The organism is Haloferax profundi (assembly GCF_001469865.1).
Lineage (GTDB): Archaea > Halobacteriota > Halobacteria > Halobacteriales > Haloferacaceae > Haloferax > Haloferax profundi.
In genome coordinates this window covers 1-19,116 of the sequence record NZ_LOPV01000101.1, presented here as the reverse complement: position 1 = coordinate 19,116, position 19,116 = coordinate 1, and the positions used below count along the sequence as shown (strand labels likewise).

At 63.3% G+C, this 19,116-nt stretch carries 19 protein-coding genes; 10 read left to right on the top strand and 9 right to left on the bottom strand.

Annotation, left to right across the window (positions count from 1 at the left end; genetic code table 11):
- Positions 1 to 50 precede the first annotated feature (50 nt).
- Entirely contained in the window at positions 51 to 1,763 is a 1,713-nt protein-coding gene (locus AUR66_RS05415; protein ID WP_231727765.1) for a histidine kinase N-terminal 7TM domain-containing protein, read from the top strand.
- A gap of 93 nt (positions 1,764 to 1,856) precedes the next feature.
- Here the strand turns inward: AUR66_RS05415 and AUR66_RS05410 are convergent, their stop codons facing one another.
- The gene (locus tag AUR66_RS05410) at positions 1,857 to 2,600 is read right to left on the bottom strand and encodes a DNA polymerase sliding clamp (protein ID WP_058571470.1); all 744 of its coding nucleotides are present in this window, start codon (positions 2,598 to 2,600) and stop codon (positions 1,857 to 1,859) included.
- Between the two features lie 253 nt (positions 2,601 to 2,853).
- Here AUR66_RS05410 and AUR66_RS05405 point away from each other — a divergent pair, with 253 nt between their 5' ends.
- On the top strand, positions 2,854 to 3,288 hold the full coding sequence (locus tag AUR66_RS05405; protein ID WP_058571469.1) for an arsenate-mycothiol transferase ArsC: 435 nt from the start codon (positions 2,854 to 2,856) through the stop codon (positions 3,286 to 3,288).
- Between the two features lie 97 nt (positions 3,289 to 3,385).
- Complete coding sequence (locus AUR66_RS05400; protein ID WP_058571468.1) at positions 3,386 to 4,159, top strand: 23S rRNA (uridine(2552)-2'-O)-methyltransferase; 774 nt, start codon at positions 3,386 to 3,388, stop codon at positions 4,157 to 4,159.
- Between the two features lie 126 nt (positions 4,160 to 4,285).
- Here AUR66_RS05400 and AUR66_RS21785 read toward each other — a convergent pair whose 3' ends face one another.
- The 4 genes from AUR66_RS21785 to AUR66_RS05385 form a co-directional block, all read right to left on the bottom strand.
- Positions 4,286 to 4,462, bottom strand: a complete 177-nt coding sequence (locus AUR66_RS21785) for a hypothetical protein (protein WP_197409681.1) — start codon at positions 4,460 to 4,462, stop codon at positions 4,286 to 4,288.
- Between the two features lie 53 nt (positions 4,463 to 4,515).
- A complete protein-coding gene (locus AUR66_RS05395) occupies positions 4,516 to 5,235 on the bottom strand; it encodes a queuosine precursor transporter (RefSeq protein WP_058571467.1) in 720 nt (239 codons plus the stop codon).
- On the bottom strand, positions 5,228 to 5,404 hold the full coding sequence (locus AUR66_RS05390; protein ID WP_058571466.1) for a ribbon-helix-helix domain-containing protein: 177 nt from the start codon (positions 5,402 to 5,404) through the stop codon (positions 5,228 to 5,230). Before AUR66_RS05390 ends, AUR66_RS05395 begins: the two co-directional genes overlap by 8 nt.
- Before the next feature lie 81 nt (positions 5,405 to 5,485).
- Entirely contained in the window at positions 5,486 to 7,642 is a 2,157-nt protein-coding gene (locus AUR66_RS05385; RefSeq protein WP_058571465.1) for a twin-arginine translocase subunit TatC, read from the bottom strand.
- Positions 7,643 to 7,772: 130 nt separating this feature from the next.
- Here AUR66_RS05385 and AUR66_RS05380 point away from each other — a divergent pair, with 130 nt between their 5' ends.
- On the top strand, positions 7,773 to 9,182 hold the full coding sequence (locus AUR66_RS05380) for a twin-arginine translocase subunit TatC (RefSeq protein WP_058571464.1): 1,410 nt from the start codon (positions 7,773 to 7,775) through the stop codon (positions 9,180 to 9,182).
- A 24-nt stretch (positions 9,183 to 9,206) separates the two neighbouring features.
- On the opposite strand, the gene AUR66_RS05375 is transcribed toward AUR66_RS05380, so the two are convergent.
- Positions 9,207 to 10,124, bottom strand: a complete 918-nt coding sequence (locus AUR66_RS05375; RefSeq protein ID WP_058571463.1) for a carbohydrate ABC transporter permease — start codon at positions 10,122 to 10,124, stop codon at positions 9,207 to 9,209.
- Between the two features lie 167 nt (positions 10,125 to 10,291).
- Positions 10,292 to 10,765, bottom strand: a complete 474-nt coding sequence (locus AUR66_RS05370) for an SRPBCC domain-containing protein (RefSeq protein ID WP_058571462.1) — start codon at positions 10,763 to 10,765, stop codon at positions 10,292 to 10,294.
- 87 nt (positions 10,766 to 10,852) lie between these two features.
- On the opposite strand from AUR66_RS05370, the gene AUR66_RS05365 reads away from it, so the two are divergent.
- Positions 10,853 to 11,491 (top strand): histidine phosphatase family protein, encoded by a 639-nt coding sequence (locus AUR66_RS05365; protein WP_058571461.1) that lies wholly within the window; start codon positions 10,853 to 10,855, stop codon positions 11,489 to 11,491.
- Between the two features lie 114 nt (positions 11,492 to 11,605).
- Here AUR66_RS05365 and larE read toward each other — a convergent pair whose 3' ends face one another.
- A complete protein-coding gene (gene larE / locus AUR66_RS05360; RefSeq protein WP_058571460.1) occupies positions 11,606 to 12,490 on the bottom strand; it encodes an ATP-dependent sacrificial sulfur transferase LarE in 885 nt (294 codons plus the stop codon).
- 131 nt (positions 12,491 to 12,621) lie between these two features.
- On the opposite strand from larE, the gene AUR66_RS05355 reads away from it, so the two are divergent.
- Positions 12,622 to 14,613 (top strand): MutS-related protein, encoded by a 1,992-nt coding sequence (locus tag AUR66_RS05355; RefSeq protein ID WP_058571459.1) that lies wholly within the window; start codon positions 12,622 to 12,624, stop codon positions 14,611 to 14,613.
- A gap of 14 nt (positions 14,614 to 14,627) precedes the next feature.
- On the opposite strand, the gene AUR66_RS05350 is transcribed toward AUR66_RS05355, so the two are convergent.
- Positions 14,628 to 15,851: a hypothetical protein gene (locus tag AUR66_RS05350; protein ID WP_058571458.1), complete on the bottom strand. Its 1,224-nt coding sequence runs from the start codon at positions 15,849 to 15,851 to the stop codon at positions 14,628 to 14,630.
- A 448-nt stretch (positions 15,852 to 16,299) separates the two neighbouring features.
- Between AUR66_RS05350 and AUR66_RS05345 the strand changes: the two genes are divergently transcribed.
- The 4 genes from AUR66_RS05345 to rpiA form a co-directional block, all read left to right on the top strand.
- The gene (locus AUR66_RS05345) at positions 16,300 to 16,569 is read left to right on the top strand and encodes a hypothetical protein (RefSeq protein ID WP_058571457.1); all 270 of its coding nucleotides are present in this window, start codon (positions 16,300 to 16,302) and stop codon (positions 16,567 to 16,569) included.
- Between the two features lie 46 nt (positions 16,570 to 16,615).
- The gene (locus AUR66_RS05340) at positions 16,616 to 17,320 is read left to right on the top strand and encodes an SDR family oxidoreductase (protein WP_058571456.1); all 705 of its coding nucleotides are present in this window, start codon (positions 16,616 to 16,618) and stop codon (positions 17,318 to 17,320) included.
- Positions 17,321 to 17,562: 242 nt separating this feature from the next.
- The gene (locus tag AUR66_RS05335; RefSeq protein ID WP_058571491.1) at positions 17,563 to 18,687 is read left to right on the top strand and encodes an ORC1-type DNA replication protein; all 1,125 of its coding nucleotides are present in this window, start codon (positions 17,563 to 17,565) and stop codon (positions 18,685 to 18,687) included.
- Between the two features lie 72 nt (positions 18,688 to 18,759).
- Positions 18,760 to 19,116 (top strand): ribose 5-phosphate isomerase A (rpiA, locus tag AUR66_RS05330; RefSeq protein ID WP_082682135.1); only part of this gene is annotated, 357 nt, incomplete at its 3' end.

Here is a 19,116-nt window from a genome sequence, read left to right as displayed (position 1 = left end):
GTTAGGCCGGCGCAGACTGAGACCTACCCGTGCTTTCGGTCTCTCCCCTGGTGATACTCTGTATCATCGCGGCCAGCGTCTCTGGGTCCATCGCGACGGTTGCGTGGTGGGAGGGGACCGAACCCGGGTCGAGGTGGTTCTCGGTTCTGTTGTTGGCAGCGACGCTGTGGGCAGGGTCGTACGCGCTCGCTCTGGTCACGTTCGACCCGGACCTTCGTATCTGGTTTCAGGTGCCTATCGAAATCGCACAGGGAATCATCGCGCCGGCGTGGCTCGCCTTCTCGCTGGCGTACACCGGTCGTGGCGAACTCGCGTCGCGTCGCCTCGTCGTCGGGTTGTTCTTGTTCCCGGCGGTCACTGTGGTCACACTCGTGACGAATCCGATACACGGCCTCCTGTGGTCGAACTACCGACTCGAACCCGTGTTCGGCGCGGCGACGGTCCAGTTCGACCCGAACCTCTGGTACTACGTCCACGCAGTCTACGGATACGTCATCATCGGTGCCGGCATCGTCCTCGTCGTCGGGATGCTCTTGGAACGACTCTCTCGCTACCGTGAGCAAGCCGTCGCACTCGCAATCGGGTCCACTGCGCCGACTGTCGCCCACGTCGCCCACACCTTCGGACTCGGCCCGTTTCCCATGGTGAACTTCACGCCAATCGCCCTCTCCGTGACGGGCGTGACGTTCGGATACGCACTCTATCGCTTCCAACTGTTCGGCCTCTCGCCGGCGACGGGGCGACTGGGGCGGCGTGCCGCCATCGACGACGTTGCCATCGGCATCTTGGTCCTCGACCGGGAGGGCCGCATCGTGGACGCCAACGCCGCCGCAACCTCGCTCCTCGAGTTCGACATCGGGTCGGCCCTGTTCGACCCACTCCCGACGGTCCTCCCCGGCGTCGACCCAGACGAGGACCGACAACTCGTCGACGTGACCGTGGACCGTCGACGACGAACGTACGAGGTGACGATGTCGCCGGTCACAGACCAGCACGACCGTCGCCTCGGTCGGACGGTCAGTATCTCGGACGTGACGGGACGCGTCCGTCGCCGGCAGCGTCTGGAGGTGCTGAACCGCGTCCTCCGACACAACCTCCGAAACGACATGACCGTCGTGATGGGGTACGCAGACATGGTCTCAGACAGACTCCCACCGGACGAACAGGACATCACCGAGACGATTCGGACGCGGTCGAACGCCTTGCTCTCGCTCGGGGAGAAGGCCCGGACGGTCGAACGCGTCATGGCTGGTATCGACGCCAGCGCCCGCTTCGACGCCGCAGAGACGGTCCGGTCGTGTATCACACCAGTTCGCTCCGAGTTCGACGGTGGGTCCGTGGCGGTGGACGCTCCCGATTCGCTTCTGGCCTCCGGCAGTGAACCGGCGGCCAAACTCGTCGTGCGTGAACTCGTAGAGAACGCGCTCGAACACGGCGGCGACGACCCGACAGTGCGCGTCACACTCCGCGAGGAGAACACAGACCTGGTCGTCAGCGTCAGCGACGACGGCCCGGGCGTCCCAGACTACGAACGAACAGTCGTCGAGACGGGCGGCGAGTCCCCACTCAAACACGGCAGTGGACTCGGTCTGTGGGCAGTTCGCTGGACCGTCGACGCACTCGGTGGCAGACTGACGTTCGACGTCGATTCGGGGACGACGGCCACAGTCAGGCTTCCACACTGGTGTCGGTTCGACAGTGATGATGGCGACGGCGGCGACGATGACGACGGCGTTCGGCACGCCGACTCGGCGTCATCCTGACGTTCAACCCATACCGTCTCCGGAGGGAGACACAGACACGAGAGCGCCGCCGCTCACTGGTGTCTGAGTGCTGAAAGAGGTGGGGACGCGTCGTTAGTCGCTCTGGATGCGCGGGGCGAGCATGTACGTGATGGTGCCCATGCCCTCGGCAATCTGGTAGTGGAGTTTGACCGGGAACTCTTCGCCGAGTTCGACGGTCACTTCGGCGTCCGACGGAATCGCCTTGTTCATGTCCTTCAGGTAGTCGAGCGAGAACAGCGAGTCGGCGTCGCCTGCCTCGATACTGATGAGGTCCGACGGGGGAAGCGAGAGGTCGACGTCGTCGGTGTCGCCTTCTGCTTCGACGTGGAACGTCTCTTCGGCGCTGTCGACGCGGAGACGGATGTGGTCGGAGACCATGTCTGCCGCCTTGATACCCCGGTCGAGGTGGTTGCCTTCGAGGACGATGTTCGCGGGCAGGTCGAGGTCCGGGATGTCGGGTTCCTGCCGAATCGAGTCGGGGTCGATGAGCGCGAGCGTGTAGGACAGTCCGTCGATGCGGATGTTGAGTTTACGCGTCTCCTCGTCGAGCGTGAGGTGGATGAGGTCGCCCGAACCCGCCATGCCGGCGACTTCTTCGAGTCGCGAGAGGTTGACACCGATGACGCCGCCGTCAGCCTCGTAGGATTCGAACGCTGCAGCGTCGAGCGTGAGGTCCACCATGCCGACGTTCGCGGGGTCGACTGCGCGGATGGCGAGGTCCTCCTCGTTGAGTCGAATCTTACACTCGTCGACGAGAACGCTCACTGAGTCGAGCGCGTCCCGGAGCGTCGCGGCACTCACGATGGCCTTGAACATATGTGCCGTCGTACGACAGGCGTCTTAAAAATACTCCTGATTTGGACTAACCATATGATGTTCCCGCACGCCCTCTCGCGTGCGCGACCCAAACAGCGCGACCGACACCCGACCCAATCTCTGGTCGGTACTTCGTCTCCCGACACCTCACAATGACTACTATTGGCATGGGTCCACAAAATACCGAAACTAGCGAATTCTGGCGTCTCCGGCTTCGATGCGCTCATATGGGTGATTGCACAATTGGGTAGATATGACCCACACCGAGCAGACTCGTGTCGCGTTCGTCTGTGTCCAGAACGCCGGTCGAAGCCAGATGGCGACGGCGTTCGCGCGGCGTGAACGCGACGAACGCGGCGTCGGCGACAGAATCGACATCGTCACGGGCGGGACCGACCCCGCCGACCACGTCCACGACGAGGTGGTCGAAGTGATGTCGGAGAACGGATTCGAACTCGCGGGGAACACGCCGCGCGCCATCGACCAAGACGAGATCATGGACGTCGATATCGTCGTCACGATGGGGTGTTCGGCGGAGGGAATCTGCCCCATGACGTGGCGCGGCGACGCCCGCGACTGGGACCTCGACGACCCCGATGGCCGACCGTTCGACGAAGTCCGCGAGATTCGCGACGACATCGAGGCTCGCGTCTCGGCACTGTTCGACGAACTCGTGGGTGAGGCCTGACGCGACTCACCCCGACAGCGTGGGAGACACTCGCACGGCCTGCACGGCAAGCCGAAGGCGGTATACGGCCTGATACGCTACTGACGCGCAACGAACTATGGCGCGCAAAGACCACTACTACAACAAGGCCAAACAGGAGGGCTACCGCGCCCGTTCGGCCTACAAACTGAAACAACTCGACGAGGAAGTCGGGTTGTTCGGCCCCGGAAACACGGTGGTCGACCTCGGTGCCGCCCCCGGTGGGTGGCTACAGGTCGCCTCCGAACGGGTCAAAGCCAACGGCAAAGTCGTCGGTGTCGACCTCCAGCGAATCCGCGGTCTCGACCTCCACAACGTCGAGACCATCCGTGGCGACATGACCGAAGACGAGACGAAAGAGAAACTCACCGCGATTATCGGTGAGCGCGGCGCAGATGCTGTCGTCTCCGACATGGCACCGAACATGACCGGCGAGTACTCGCTGGACCACGCTCGCTCCGTCTACCTCGCTCGACAGGCGTTCGAAGTCGCACAGGAACTCCTCGCCACTGGCGGCGACTTCGCCGTCAAGGTGTTCGATGGACAGGACCTCGCGGACTTCCGCGCCGACATGGAAACAGAGTTCCAGTACGTGCGGTCGATTCGCCCGAAGGCGTCACGCGACAGTTCGTCCGAGCAGTACCTCGTCGGCAAGCACTTCCTCACCGCACCGGTCCGCAAGGGCGACGAACTCGACGTGGAAATCGTCGACGTCGGCAGCGAAGGCGACGGTATCGCCAAGGTGGAAGACTTCACCGTCTTCGTCTCGGGCGTCGACGCCGGCGACACGCCGCGTGTCCGCATCACCGACGTGAAACCGCGGTTCGCGTTCGCCGAACCGCTAGACGACTGAACGCGCCTCGCTCGCGTCTCTGCTGCGGTACTCGATTCTCTACGTTCTCTCACAGACTGTGCCGGCCCACTCGGGCGCTCCGCTCGACGGAGAACCCTTCGTCACTGTCGGTCTGTGCCCACTCGATTAGTCCAGTATCACGAGGTCGATTCGGAGTTCGGTCTGACATCCCTTCCACCCGCCGCGACAGTGTCCTGTCGCCAGGATGTCGCCGAACGACGTGTACGTCTCGCAGTTCGGACATCGAACCCCCATCTCCATCCCGTCGCGCTCGGTGAGGCGGACGCGGTGCTCAACGCTCATCACCTGTGTGGTATGCTACCAAAAGAGATAAGCCGCGCGACGAAACCCAGTTTTCAGTCGGCGACCCACCCGTCGTCGGACGACGAGGATTCGCTCCCGAAGAGCGCGACGACGCCGTAGACGAGCGGGGTGTCGACGATTGCGATGAGGAGTTTCAGCAGATACTGCCCCACGATGAGGCTAACGAGGACGTTCCGTGGCAGCGCTTGTCCGATGCCGAGAACCGTGGGTGCGACGTAGAACGCGACGCCGACGAAGATGACCGTGTCGATAGCCTGACTCGTCGCCGTCGAGACGATGTTGCGAAGCCAGAGGAACGCGCCGTCGGTCAGGTCACGGATGCCGTGGAAGACGATGACGTCCCAGTTCTGACTCACGAGGTAGGCGAGCAGACTGCCGGCGACGATGTTCGTCCCCGAGGCGAGTACGTCGGCGAAGTTGGCCGCGAACTCGGGGTTCGCTGCGGGTGCGGCGATGGTACTCCAGACGAGTCCGAGCAGGACGAAGTTCATCGCGAACCCGACGTTCACCATCACCTGCGCTGGACGCCGGCCGTACAGTTCGGAGTAGCAGTCCGACGCGAAGAAGGTGAGTGCGTACGCCAGCGCTGCGCCCGGGAGAACAATCGTCGCGCCGACGAGTGGGAGTTCGCCGAGTGCGGACGGAAGCGGAATCGCCAGCAACTTCGACGCCGTCAACTGCGCCGTCGCCAGCGCGGTGACGAACAGACCGACGAGAACGACTTGGCCGACGTTGGAGTGCCCCTCACTCATCGTCGACCAGTCGATTGTGTCGTTTGTCGATCTCGTCGAGGATGTCCAAATTCTTGCGAATCGACGAGCGGACCGCGTCGCTTCGATTCACGAACTTCTTGTCGTCGCCGACGTGCTCGTCCAAATCGGCGAGCAGTTCGTCGGGGATCTCGACACTAATCTTGGCCATACTGGGCGATTATCTCGAGAATACTTACGCCTTTTCAACAGTCTGCTGCGGCAAAATATGGGGGAACACCCGTCGAGCGGCCTATTCGGCGGCCCCACGGGCGGGTGCGAGGTTGCGCCGGCCGCCGAACGTTATCACGAACAAGACCCCGAGTCCGATGCCGTAGGCGGCCATCAGCGGAATCGTCACCATGAACATCGTCGTGATGCTCGCCGGCGTGAAGATGGCCGAGAGGGCGAGGATGAGCACCGTCACCTCGCGCCAGCGGTCCCGCATCGTGTCGTAGGTGATGCCCGCCGTGTTGAGGAGCACCATCAGGATGGGGACGTCGGCGAGGATGCCGATTCCGGCCGTCGTGAAGAAGATGAGCCAGAAGAAGTTGGTGATGCGGTAGGCGATAATCATCTCCGCCGCGATGGCGTCCTCGACGAGGAACGTGATGACCGTCGGGGCGACGTAACTGTACCCGAGAGCGAACCCACCGAGGAGGCCACCGGCGAGTGCGCCGGTCCACAGGAACACAGTCCGGCGACGTTGTCGGACGACGTTCCGTTCGCGGAGTGCGGGCCACGCGAAGAACGCGAGGAGCGGAATCGTCGCGAACGCGGCCAAGATAGTCGAGAACTTCACCTCGAAGATGAGTGCCTCCATCGGGTGGAGGGCGACGACGTTCAGCACTTCTTCGGGGGTCACCACGGCGGGCAGACGGCCGAGGAAGTCTTCGTACACGTCTCGGATACCGCCGGTGTAGAGCCACCCGAAAGTAATCGCGAGCACGGCCATGAACCAGCCAACGAGCCAGAACGCCCGGGAGGTGAGCGAGTCTACGATGAACGCGATGTCCTTGTAGTAGCCGCCGATGTCGTCTTCGTCCGTCTCGCCGCCGGTGAGTTCGTCGAAGAACGCGCCACCGGCACGGGTCGTCCGGTCTTCGATTTCGCTGGGTTGGTCGGCCGCGTCCTCCGGTGCCGCCTCACGGTCCGCTTCTGCTTCGTCGAATCGGTCGAGAATTGCCTGTGCCTTCGCCGTGTCGCCGTCGTCGATTGCGGCGGACGCGAGGCCCATCGCTTCGTCTTCGTCGAGGTCGGCGAACGCCTCTGGCGGGGCGGCGCGGATGCCGTCCACGTCGAGCGCACCGAGGTCGAGCTTCGACGGGTCGCCGACACCGACTTCGGTGCGTTCGAGCCGTTCGATGTCGCGATAGACGAAGTACGCCATACCGAGAGCAGCACCGACGAGAACGCCGGAGACGACGAACGCACCCAGGACGGCTTGCGACCCAGGCGTGAGGAAGACGTAGTCGCTTCCGACCGCGTCGAGGCCGGCGTTAGCGACCGTGATGCCGCCGTACTCGTAGAACGCGTAGACGAGCAGGCCAGCGACGACGCCGATTCCCGCGAGGACGTTCCAGTGGGTCCTCGCAGTCGCCTTGACGTCCATCTTCGCGCTGCCGCGTTTGGCCGTGACGACCACCTTCGCGAGGTAGAGACTGAAGCCGTACAGCGAGATGACCGGCACAGCCCACATAATCTGCGTGAACGGGTCCGGTGGTGTGAACAGGGCACCGAACGCGAAGATACCGACGACGGCGTGGCGCCACTTGTCGCGGAACGTCTCGTAGGGGACGATTTCCGCGTACGAGAGACCAGTCATCGCCAGCGGAAGTTGGCTCGCCAACCCGAACGAGAGCGTGAGCAGGAAGATGAACTGCGCCCACTTCACGATGGAGTACGTCGGCGTAAAGCCCGCAGACAGCGCGTTCTGCGCGAGGAACGCGAACGTGAACGGGAAGAACACGAAGTACCCGTAGGCGACGCCGGCGACGAACAGCACGACCATCGTGAGCAGGATGAGCGCTAGTTTCCACAGTGCAATCGGTGACTGCGGCCACGCACCGCGCGCTTTCAACGCGTCTCGAGCGTAGTAGATAAACGGCGGGACAGCCATGAGTATCCCGACGACGAGGCCGATTTTCGCCTGTAAGAGGATGACGTCGAAGGGGGTCTGTGCGATAATTTCGAGGTTCCCCTCGGTTGCGGCGTCCATCTGTGCGACTGTGACGCCTTTGAAGAAGTCCCAGATGTAGAGTCTGAGGGCGTAGAACGACCCGAGGAACCCGACGAGGAACACGATAAAGACCTTCTGGAGGTCTTTTTGCGCCGCTCGGAGCATCGCGCCCGCGGTTTCACGGCCTGCCGCGAGTGCTTCTTGGGTGTCCTCGTCGAGGGCGCTGGACATACGTATGCGGGGAAAGCAGTCTGGCGGTTATCAATCTTTTTCACCGCATCCGTATTTTCGGGTGGGAACCCCCGGTTCGCCGGAGCGATGCGAAAAGACCTATAACTGGCCGGAAGCCTAAGTCACCTGAATGGCGGACGAGGAGCGCGACGCGGAGTCATCTCCACCCGACGAGACGCACGTCTCGGACGACGCGGGTGACACCGATTCGGTCTCGCGCGGTGACGACTCCGACGGCGAACCTACCAGTGAGGAGTCCCACGGAGGCGACTCCAGCGGCGACGGCGCACAACCGGCGACGACAGAACCAGTGTACGGTCGCGTGACGCCACGCGAGGAAACCGTCTCCGACGAACCTGCCGACGCCGACGAGCGTGAAGCGCCGGACGCCGAGTCTGACGACACGAGCGACGACGCGGGTGGTGACGACGCTTCCACCGAGGAAGTCGACACGACTGACGATGGCTTCGACGACGAGTTCGAAGACGACGACGACGATACGCTCGTCGTCGGCGACCCTGACGCCCCGTTCGAGGAGGACGAACACTTCTCACACGTCCCGGAAGGCACGTACGACGACGATGCGGGCGGAGACGCCGAGTCCGAAGACGACAGCGACCGCGACGAAGATATCGACGGCGACCGCGACGAACACGTCGACACCGACGGAGAAGACGCGTCAGTCGCCACGAGCGACTCGACTGGCGCTATCGACGCCGAAACGGCACCGGGCGGCGACGACTTGCTAGACGACGGTATCGCCGGTAGCGCACCCGAGAGCGACCAGGAGATGCCGCTGACCGACCACATCGAGGAGATGATTCGTCGGTTGGCCGTCGTCTTCGGTGTCGCCGGTCTCATCACGCTCATCCTCTTCCCCGGTGCCGACATCCTCAACGCGTACGTGAACACCGGACTTCCGAGTGCGACGGACGTCATCAACTTCCTCTGGAACACGCACATCCCGGCGGCCGACGCGATTGCCGACCGTCGTCCGCGCCTCTACGGCCCGCTCGAACTCATCTTGACGAAACTCAAAGTCGCCGGTCTCGCCGGGACGGTCATCGGGCTTCCCGTGTTCGTCTACGAGACGTACCTGTTCATGCGCCCCGGTCTGTACCCCAAAGAGCGCAAATACTACCTCGCGGCGGTGCCGACGAGTCTCGTTCTCGCCCTCATCGGCGTCACCTTCGCCCACTTCGTGGTCCTGCCGGCCATCTTCGCGTACTTCACCTCGTACACCGAAGGGACGGCAGTCATCGCGTTCGGCCTCAAAGAGACGTTCAACCTCATCCTCATCTTGATGGGCTACATGGCCATCGTCTTCCAGATTCCACTGTTCGTGGAGTTGGCCATCATGATGAAGTTGGTCACGCGCGAGTGGCTTGAGAACCGCCGCCTGCTGTTCTGGGGCGCGTTCCTCGGCCTCGCGTTCCTCGTCAGCCCCGACCCGACGGGGATGGCACCCATCATCATCGCGGCGACGATGATTACGCTCTTCGAGGGAACCCTCGCCGTGTTGCGGTGGACTGGGAACTGAGCGGCGGCCGCGCGTTTTTTGTCCTCACTCGAGTCTCGTCGCAACCCCTGCTTCCGCGCTCTCGATGAACCGTTCGTTTGCGAGGAGAAGTATCACTACGACCGGAAGCAATCCGAGTATGGAGCCTGCGGCACCGAAGACTGCCAGCGAGAGTCGCAGGTCGTACAGCGCCCAGATGAGCGGTGCCCAACTCGATGCATCGCCGTCGGTCATGAGAAACGAGTAGAAGAACTCGTTGTACACCTGAATGAAGGTAAAGACGCCCGCGGTTGCGATGCCGGGCTTCGATAACGGCATCACCACCCGAACGAGTGCGCCGAGTCGGGTCGCTCCTTCGACTCGCGCGGCGTCCTCCAGTGTGTCTGGAATCTGCCGAAAGAAGGCAGTGAGGATGAAGATGGCGAGCGGCATCGTCAACGCACTCAGCGGGAGTCCGACCGAAAGGGGTGTGTTGTAGACGTTTGGACTGGTGACGACGATGCTGCCGAGCGACAGCGAGACGTTCCCTGTCAGGAGCCGATAGACGGGTAAAAAGAACGCGACTGGCGGCACGTACGCCAGCCCGAGCGTGAGCAACAGCAAGAGTCGCCGTCCGGGGAATTCGAGTCTGCCGAAAGCGTATCCTACGAGGCTACCGACGAAGACGACGAAGACTGTCGTCCCACCGGCGATGACGAGTCCGTTGAACAGGTGCCTGAGGAAGGACGTTCCGAAGAGGACGACGAGGTAGTTGTTCAGTGTCACCTCGTTTGGCAAGGCACCGAGTTCGGCAACTGCGGCGTCCGGCGTGACCGAGAGGACGAAGAGCCAGTACAGGGGAAACAGAAACACGAGACAGACGAACCCGACGAGCGGGTAGAACAGTAATCGGTACGTTAGGTTCGGGTACTCGATTGCGTGGCGCACACCACGGACGAACACACCGCTCTCGTCACCGGACATCGCAACACCTCTGCGGTTCGGCGAGACGACACATCCTGACAACTCAGTCGGCAAGATTTCATTTAGTCGTTTGGGGACACTCGCTGGTGGGGCCGTTCACCCGAGTACGGAACGTCTCTCCTCAATCGTCTAGTCTACGTCACGATGGTCGGAGTCGTCGCGTGCGTTCACACCGACTCTGCCTCTTTTCGCTCCTCTGCGGCGACGAGACCCTCCACGCGAACCTTTAGTGCCTCGTTCATCGCTTCGAACCCCGCCTTCGTCTTGTCACCGATGAACCACAGGATGGGTCCCGCGAGGATGCCCGAGAACGTCTCTGCGTGCTCGAATCGGGTTCTCGTCCCGCCGTCGAGCGGTTCGAGGCGGAACTGGTGTTCGCCGTCGAAGAGTCCGGGCACGAACAGGTGGCCAAGCCACCGGAACTCTCGATGTCTCTCGCACTTCGTCACGTCGGGTTCGAACACGGACTCGCGCCCACCGGGTGGCCTGAGGTGGACGACGAGTGTCGCGCCGACGTTCGCCCGCCCAGCGATGCGCATGAAGGGGTTCCACTCGTCGTAGGTGTCGAAGTCGACGAGGACGTCCCACACTCGTTCCGGTGGGGCGTCGATTTCGATGCTCGTCGTGATTTCACGTGCCATACACGTCTATTCGCGGGCGAAGACCGTGAATCTCGCGCGTGGTACTCGGCGCGGAACGTTCATTGCTGGTGACGAACACACGGACGTATGGCAACCCTCCTTCTCGCCCGTCACGGCGAGACGACGTGGAACCACGCAGGGCGTGTGCAGGGGTGGGCCCCTACCTCGCTCACCGACCGTGGTCGCAACCAAGCGCACGCGCTTGCTCGACACGTCGCAGACTCGTACGAGGTCGACCGCCTCGTCACATCGGATATCGAACGCGCCCAAGAAACCGCCCGTCCAATCGCCCGCGAAGTCGGCGTCGAACCGGTCCTCGACCCGTCGTGGCGCGAACGCGACGTCGGGTCGCTCCAGGGATTCGAGTTCGACGAACTCGTCGAACGGTACCCGCAGTACGTCCTCTCGGCAGTCGGCACCCCTGCTGCGCGTGAGCGACCGCCGAGCGGTGAGAGCCTCGTCGAGGTTCGCCGCCGCGTCCTCACCGCACGCGAAGGACTCGCCGCGTCGCTGGAACCCGACGAAACCGTCCTCGTTGTGACCCACGGAACGCCGATTCGGCTCACACTCGGCGACCTGAAAGGACTCGACATCGTCGAGGCGATGCAGTCGCAACCGCTCGACAACGGGAGTCTGTGCGAACTCGAAGTCGAACGCAACGACGACGGTGGCGACCCGTTGGTTCACGTCGTCGCCGAGAACGAGACGCGCTTCCTGACGGCGTAACAGACCTGTCGGTCCTTCTCGGGATGTTCTGGCAGAGAGAGCGACGGCGCTCACAGGTGTGTCGGATTCGTCGTCGACACCAAAATCAGCTGACGGGCCGAACGCGCCGACTGCTTACTTCCGCATCGGGTAGTCCTGCGCGAACACGTCGTCGACGAGGAAGTCGTCTTCGTCGTCGTCACCGTCGGCCGCGGGGCTGACACTCCCCGTGCGGTAGCCGTGTAAGTCGAGCGTGACGTGGTCGAAGCCGACGTCCTTGATGTGGTCGCGGGCCGCGCGGACGAAATCTGGGTCGAGCGCGCGCTCTAACTCCTCGGGGGCGACTTCGATGCGGGCGAGGCCGTCGTGGTCGCGGACGCGGAACTGCTCGAAGCCCCACGTTCGGAGGATGTTCTCCGCCTGTTCGACGCGCGAGAGGCGCGCCTCGGTGACTTCGAGGCCGGTCGGGATACGCGAAGAGAGACACGCCATCGAGGGTTTGTCGGCGACGGAGAGGTCGTACTCGTCGGCGATGGCACGGACCTCGTCTTTCGTGATGTCGTGTGCGAGTAGTGGAGAGATGACCTCCAACTCTTCGACTGCGCGGAGGCCGGGGCGGTGACCTTCGCCGGGGTCCGACGCGTTTGTCCCGTCGCAGACCGTCTCGATACCGCGCTCACGTGCGGCCTCGTACATTCGACCGAGGCGCATCGTCCGACAGTGGTAACACCGGTCGTCGTCGTTGACGACGAAGTCAGGGTTGTCGAGTTCCGAGAACTCGACGACGATGTGCTCGATGCCGATTTCGTCGGCGACGCGTTTGGCGTCGTCCAACTCCGCTTCGGGGAGCGTCTCGCTCTTTGCCGTGCAGGCGACCGCGTCGTCCCCGAGGGCGTCGTGGGCGAGTGCGGCGACCACACTGGAGTCTACGCCACCGGAGAAGGCGACGAGGACGCTCTCGCGCTCTGCGAGTGCCTCGCGCGCCGCGTCTGCCTTCGCCGTGACGTCTCGCTCGCTCATGGCCTCTCTTCCCGGTGGACCGTCAAAAGCCCCTCGTCCCCGGCGCGAACGACCGCGAAGTGAGAATTCTCTCTTTGTCTTCCGGTTTGACCCCGCGACTTTTTGTCCTATGCCGCGATAGGTCCGCCCGAATGGACTTCGAGACCATCCCCGGTGTCGGCGAGAAGACGGCGGCAGCGCTCTCGGAACTCGACGACGCCGAACGGGCGCTCAAAGAGGGGGACGTGGTCGCACTCGCCCGAGCCCCGGGTCTCACAGAAGGCAGGGCCGCGGCCATCGCTCGCGGGGCGATTCGACGCGACCACGACGACACTGGTGACTTCCTCGCCACCGACCGTGCGCGGGAGATTTACCGCGACGCACTCGGCCTCTTGCAGTCGCGAACCGTCACGGCGTACGCCGAAAAACGGCTGGAGACGCTGTTCCCGACCGGGTCGCAGTCACGCATCGAAGAAGTCCGTGAGTTCGCCGCAGACGCGACGGACTTGGATGCCGACCCGGACGTACTCGCGGCGCTCTCGGGTGTCGAACCACTGGCCGACCCGCGGACGCGCCGAGTCCGCGAGCGCTGTATCGCCACTGCCGACGCCGAACGCTATGCCGAGGCGAAAGCGGCGTTCCCGGAACTCTCTATCGAAGTCGTCGAAGACGCGCGCGGCATCGGCGAACTCGCCCGTTCGTACTCGACAGTCGTCGTCCTCGACGAGTCGTTCGCCGGCATCGACGTCGAAGGCGACGTGCGCGTCCTCCCGGATGCCGCAGAGCGGACCGACGAAGTCGTCCCCGAGCGACTGCTCGCGTTCTTCGCCGAGAACCGTGAGGCGCTGGAGGCCGCGGCCGAGGTCCACGAAGTCGCGGACATCGGCCCGCCGTGCGACGTGGACGCGCTACGCGATGCACTCTCTCGTCTCGACGACGACGGTACCATCGTCGGCGACGACGAACTCCAGCGACTCTCGAACGCCGTCGACGACATCGACACCGCCGTCTCGACTGCCGAGTCGGTCGCCAACGACCACCTCCGCGACGTGATTCGCGAACGCGACGTGACCATCGAGGGGACCGACTTCCTCTCGCTCGTCGAACAGGGCGCGCGCGTCGATTCGTTACTCTCGCGGGAACTCGAAGACGAGTTCGACGAGGCACTCGCCGCCGCCCGCGACCACTTCGTCGACTCGCTGGCGCTCCAACCCGGCGAGGCCGACCTGACAGACCGCATCTTCCCCGAAGACCCGTCGTTTCCACTCGGCCACGACGAAGCGGCAGTGGGTCGCCTGCGGACCGAACTGAAGGCCGCACGTGACCGCCGCGCCGCGAAGTTGAAAGCCGACCTCGCGTCGGACCTCGGCGACCTCCGCGACCCGGTGGAGACGCTCGTTCGCGACGCCCTCGAACTCGACGTGCGCCTCGCAGTCTCACGGTTCGCCCGCGACTTCGACTGCGTCTTCCCCGAGTTCACTGGGACGGCCGGTGACGACGGCACCGGGTCGTTCACCATCGAGGCGGGACGCTCGCCGCTCCTCGACGTGGACTTCGAGGACGTAGACCCCGTCGACTACGAGGTGTCGGGTGTCACGCTCCTCTCGGGCGTCAACAGCGGTGGGAAGACGTCGACGCTGGACCTCGTGGCACTCGTCGTCGTCCTCGCCCACATGGGACTGCCCGTCCCAGCGGAGTCGGTCCAACTTTCGCGCTTCTCCGAACTCCACTACTACGCCAAGTCGCAGGGGACACTCGACGCCGGGGCGTTCGAGAGCACGCTCCGGGACTTCGCTGCACTCACCGACGGCGCGGCGGACCGCCTCGTCCTCGTCGACGAGTTAGAGAGCATCACCGAACCCGGTGCGTCGGCCAAAATCATCGCCGGTATCCTCGAAGAACTCTCCGAGCAGGGTGCGGCGGCGGTGTTCGTCTCTCACCTCGCAGGCGGGATTCGAGAGGCCGCAGACGTCGACGTCGCTGTGGACGGTATCGAGGCCGTAGGATTGGAAGACGGTGAACTCGTGGTGAATCGGTCGCCCGTGAAGGACCACTTGGCGCGTTCGACGCCCGAGTTGATTGTCGAGAAACTCGCTGGCGAGAGCGAGACGAGTTTCTACGGGCGATTACTGGAGAAGTTCTGATTCCCGGGCCAAGCTCAGGTCGGCAGCCCGAAGATAGCGATTATCAGCATCGCCAGACCGACCAGCCCGGTGCCTACGAATCGTACCATTTGGTTTTCGCGCGAGGCCATCACGAGCGCGATGAGACACTGCACGGCGAAGAACGCCGCGAACACTCGCGAGGCGACTGCGACAGCTGAGAGCACGTCGGTGACGAGAACGACGGCGATGGCCCCGATAGCGAGGATGGGATAGGTGTAGCGCTGTTCGACTCCTCCTTCTGTGAGTTCAATCATGACTGCGGAACGTGAAGAGATTGCGTTGACCGCGGCCGACGCTTGACTTCCTACCGCTAAAAACAAGATGAGCCACGGAAGCAAGGGACTCGCCACACCGGCGATGAGAACGACTGCGATTGGGTCGGCCGTCCCTGGGGAGTTCACCGCAAAGAGAAGAAGGGCCGACAGCGGGAACAGGACGAAGGCAATCGTGGCGATAATTTGCGCCAACCGCATCGTTTTGATGCGGAGGTCAGGGCTGTACTGGTCGCCGATGTACCGAGACGCCTCGAAGCCCTGAACGATGGCGAAGAGGCCGAGAATCTGACGGAGGCCTTCCGAGGTTACTGGTGGGTTGTAATCGGGGAGTGCCCAGTTTCCTGCCAAGGCGACGTCGACGTTGTACGCCAAGAACCCGACGATGATTGCCGTGACGGCCGCGAGGTTGAACGCTGTTGTCTTGTTACCGAGATTGTTGAGCTGGTCGAGTCCTCTGGCGAACCCAATCAACCCGAGGGCGACGAGCGAGAGGACCGCGAGCCCTGACCCTCGTGAGACGCCGGGGTCGAGGTTGATACCCAGCGGAACCGCGATGAGGAGGACGATGACTCCTCCCATGAGCTGCAAGTAGTAGGCGACGTTTACGAGCGACGCGACGAGTAACGACGCCTGTCCGACGCGCGCGACGTTGTGCAGTGTCCCTTTCTCGCCGGACACCGGCTCGAACGCTCGGATATTGTACCGCATGACCCACCCCATCGCGAACCCGAGTGCACACAGCCCGAACATGACGATGGGCGATTCGAGTCCGATGATGAACACGATAATCGGCGTCATCGCGACGAACCCGATGTCCATGATGTTGGCGAGCGGAACGACCGTGGCTTGATACTGCTCTGAGTTCTGGACTCGGCTCGAATACAGTACTGCGGACAATCCAAGGAGCGTCACGACGACGACGATAGAGATGACGAGGCTCATCGGCAGGCCCCACTGTTCAGGTGGCGCTCTGCGATAGGTGTGGCACAGGCGTGTACGACGTGAGTCATTGGGCGAACTCCTGGTTCTTCTCTCCGAGGCAGCACGCTCAGTCTCTGAGATGTCGTAGCCGGGATGCGTCCCAGTGTGACGTTCCCACGCGGCGTCTCACGAAGTGCGCCTCGTCTCGAGAGGAATACGGTATCTTATCGATGGATTGACACAAAGTTACTCGTTCGACTGTTCAATTAAGCAGAAATTATCTCGACAGAAGAGCTGATTATCTGTTCAGACTCGACTCCGGGTCTCGCTCCGGGAGTTCATGGACGACTCACGACTTCAGCTGTGGCCCGATGAATCCCCCGTTGTCCCACTCCTCGCGGAGCATTCCGTACTGAATCATGTCGCGGTGCGCATCACTATTTATTATTGTCCGACAACACTTTCGGCCATGCCCTCTGACTCGCTCTCCGCCGAAGAACGACGACAGTACGACGTCGTCTACCACGCCACGAAGAACGCCATCTGGGACGTGTTGGGGACGGCCGTGTATCTGTTGTTCCTCGTCTTCGGCGTCTCCATCGCGGTGTTCGCACTCGTCCTCCCGGCGGTGGGCGCACTCGCACAGGGTGACGCGAATGTCGTCGTCCTCGGTGTCGGGTTCGTCGGACTCGTCGTCGCCGCGTTCGGCGTCTACCGCGTCTACACGCTGGTTCGGTAAGTTCCGATTCACGAATCTCTTTCACGCAACCGGCCGAGGCGTCTCTATGCACGACTCCCCCGTCGCACTCGTCACTGCAAGTAGTCGCGGCATGGGCGCGGCATGCGCTCGCCGACTCGTAGACGACGGCTACACGCCAGTTCTCATGTCCACGTCCGGTGCCGCGGTCGACCTCGCAGAAGACCTCGGTGGCGTCGGTTTCGAAGGTTCGGTGACCGACGCCGACGACCTCGCAGCGATGGTCGAGGCCGCCTCGGAGACCTACGGCCGACTCGACGCCGTCGTCAACAACACTGGTCACCCACCGACCGGCGACTTGCTCGACATCACCGACGAGGAGTGGCGCGAGGGGATGGACCTCGTCTTGCTCAACGTCGTCCGCATGGCCCGACTCACGACGCCACTCTTGCGCGAGGGCGACGGCGGCAGCGTCGTCAACATCTCCACGTTCTCGGCGTACGAACCGTCGCCCGACTTCCCCGTCTCGTCGGTCCTGCGTGCGGGGCTTGGTGCCTACACGAAACTCTACGCCGACCGATTCGCGGCCGATGGCGTGCGGATGAACAGCGTGCTCCCGGGGTTCGCCGACAGTTACGAAGTCGGCGACGAGACACGCGAGCGAATTCCGATGGGCCGACCCGCCGCCGTCGAAGAAATCGCCGACACTGTCGCGTTTCTCGTCTCCGACGAGTCGAGTTACATAACCGGCCAGAACATCCGCGTCGACGGTGGTCTGACGCGACACGTCTGAAGACGAGGGTCCGATTTTTCTGGGTGACTGCGGTGCCGTCTCACGCTGCCCGTGAGAATCCCGTCTGGTCCGCTCGCTTCGCTCACTCTCCCGACGACGTTCCACTCGCTTTCGTCTGCGGGCGACCTGTAAGTCGCCCGCATGGCCAGTGAGACGGCAATGCCGTCTCACGCTGCTCGTGGCACTCCCGTCGGACGAACGCCGGTAAACGATTAAGTCCCCGGCGCGTGGTACTCTACTCGATGAGGGAGGACCCCGAAGAGGGGATGCTGTCGTGGGACGAGACGGTCTTCCGCGACGAACACGTCTTCGAGATAGACCACGTCCCGGAGACGTTCGACCACCGCGAGAGCCAACTTCGGAGCCTGAAGTACGCGCTTCGCCCCGCAGTTCGCGGTTCTCGCCCCCTGAACACGATGGTTCGTGGTCCACCGGGCACGGGCAAGACCACTGCCGTACAGAAACTCTTCGGCGAGTTGGGCACGCAGTCCGGCGTCCGAACCGTCCGCGTGAACTGTCAGGTCGATTCGACCCGCTACGCCGTGTTCTCGCGCGTCTTCGAGCACATCTTCGAGTACGAACCCCCGTCGTCGGGCATCTCGTTCAAGAAGTTGTTCGGACAGATTACGGACCGACTGGTCGAAGACGACGAGGTGCTCGTCGTCGCGTTGGACGACGTGAACTACCTGTTCTACGAGAACGAGGCGTCCGACACGCTCTACTCGCTGCTTCGCGCCCACGAGGCACACTCCGGGGCGCGCATCGGCGTCATCATCATCTCGTCGGACCTCTCGCTCGACGTCATCGACGAACTCGACGGACGCGTCCAGAGCGTCTTCCGGCCCGAAGAGGTGTTCTTCCCCCGCTACGACGTGAACGAAATCGTCGACATCCTCCGCGGACGAAGCAAGCGCGGGTTCCACGAGGACGTCATCGGCGACCCGGAACTCGACCGGGTGGCCGAACTCACCGCCGAGAGCGGTGACCTGCGTGTCGGTATCGACTTACTCCGTCGTGCCGGCCTCCACGCCGAGATGCGTGCGTCGCGGACGGTGGACATGGAAGACGTGGACGCGGCCTACGACAAGTCGAAGTACGTCCACCTCTCGCGGTGTCTCCGTGGCCTGTCGGACCCCGAACGCGAACTCGTCCGGGTCGTCGCCGAGTTCGACGGCGAACGCGCCGGCGCGGTGTTCGAGGCGTTCAACGAGGAGACCGGACTGGGGTACACGCGCTACTCCGAACTCGTGAACAAACTCGACCAACTCGGCGTCATCGAAGCGCGGTACACCGAAATCGAAGGCCGCGGACGAACGCGGTCTATCTCGCTCGCCTACGACGCCGACGCGGTTTTAGACCGCCTCTGACCGGGAGGCTGGACGCACGCCTCCCGTCCCGTTTCAGGTTCATTTTTACTCGCTGCCCGAGTCGCCAGAGACATGAAGACGACTGGCGGAACCGACGACCAGAAGCGCCGCGCCGCGGAAGCGGCGGTCGAAGCAGTCGAAGACGGCATGGTCGTCGGCCTCGGAACCGGCAGCACCACAGCCTTCGCCATCCGCGCCATCGGTGACCTCGTCGCCGACGGCGTGGACGTTCGAGGTGTTCCGACCTCGTTCGCGTCCCGTGAACTCGCCCGCGAGTGCGACATCCCGCTCGTCGACCTCGACGACGTCGACGGCATCGACGTCGCAATCGACGGGGCCGACCAGGTCGCAGGCGACGCACTCGTGAAAGGAGGCGGGGCGGCCCACGCTCGTGAGAAAGTCGTCGACGCCTTCGCCGACCGGTTCCTC

Coding starts and splice junctions, on each gene's coding strand:
- AUR66_RS21785 (WP_197409681.1), bottom strand. CDS start 4,462: ATGAGCGTTGAGCACCGCGTCCGCCTCACCGAGCGCGACGGGATGGAG.
- AUR66_RS05395 (WP_058571467.1), bottom strand. CDS start 5,235: ATGAGTGAGGGGCACTCCAACGTCGGCCAAGTCGTTCTCGTCGGTCTG.
- AUR66_RS05390 (WP_058571466.1), bottom strand. CDS start 5,404: ATGGCCAAGATTAGTGTCGAGATCCCCGACGAACTGCTCGCCGATTTG.
- AUR66_RS05405 (WP_058571469.1), top strand. CDS start 2,854: ATGACCCACACCGAGCAGACTCGTGTCGCGTTCGTCTGTGTCCAGAAC.
- AUR66_RS05400 (WP_058571468.1), top strand. CDS start 3,386: ATGGCGCGCAAAGACCACTACTACAACAAGGCCAAACAGGAGGGCTAC.
- AUR66_RS05370 (WP_058571462.1), bottom strand. CDS start 10,765: ATGGCACGTGAAATCACGACGAGCATCGAAATCGACGCCCCACCGGAA.
- AUR66_RS05385 (WP_058571465.1), bottom strand. CDS start 7,642: ATGTCCAGCGCCCTCGACGAGGACACCCAAGAAGCACTCGCGGCAGGC.
- AUR66_RS05365 (WP_058571461.1), top strand. CDS start 10,853: ATGGCAACCCTCCTTCTCGCCCGTCACGGCGAGACGACGTGGAACCAC.
- AUR66_RS05375 (WP_058571463.1), bottom strand. CDS start 10,124: ATGTCCGGTGACGAGAGCGGTGTGTTCGTCCGTGGTGTGCGCCACGCA.
- AUR66_RS05380 (WP_058571464.1), top strand. CDS start 7,773: ATGGCGGACGAGGAGCGCGACGCGGAGTCATCTCCACCCGACGAGACG.
- AUR66_RS05350 (WP_058571458.1), bottom strand. CDS start 15,851: ATGAGCCTCGTCATCTCTATCGTCGTCGTCGTGACGCTCCTTGGATTG.
- AUR66_RS05355 (WP_058571459.1), top strand. CDS start 12,622: ATGGACTTCGAGACCATCCCCGGTGTCGGCGAGAAGACGGCGGCAGCG.
- larE (WP_058571460.1), bottom strand. CDS start 12,490: ATGAGCGAGCGAGACGTCACGGCGAAGGCAGACGCGGCGCGCGAGGCA.
- AUR66_RS05345 (WP_058571457.1), top strand. CDS start 16,300: ATGCCCTCTGACTCGCTCTCCGCCGAAGAACGACGACAGTACGACGTC.
- AUR66_RS05335 (WP_058571491.1), top strand. CDS start 17,563: ATGAGGGAGGACCCCGAAGAGGGGATGCTGTCGTGGGACGAGACGGTC.
- AUR66_RS05340 (WP_058571456.1), top strand. CDS start 16,616: ATGCACGACTCCCCCGTCGCACTCGTCACTGCAAGTAGTCGCGGCATG.
- AUR66_RS05410 (WP_058571470.1), bottom strand. CDS start 2,600: ATGTTCAAGGCCATCGTGAGTGCCGCGACGCTCCGGGACGCGCTCGAC.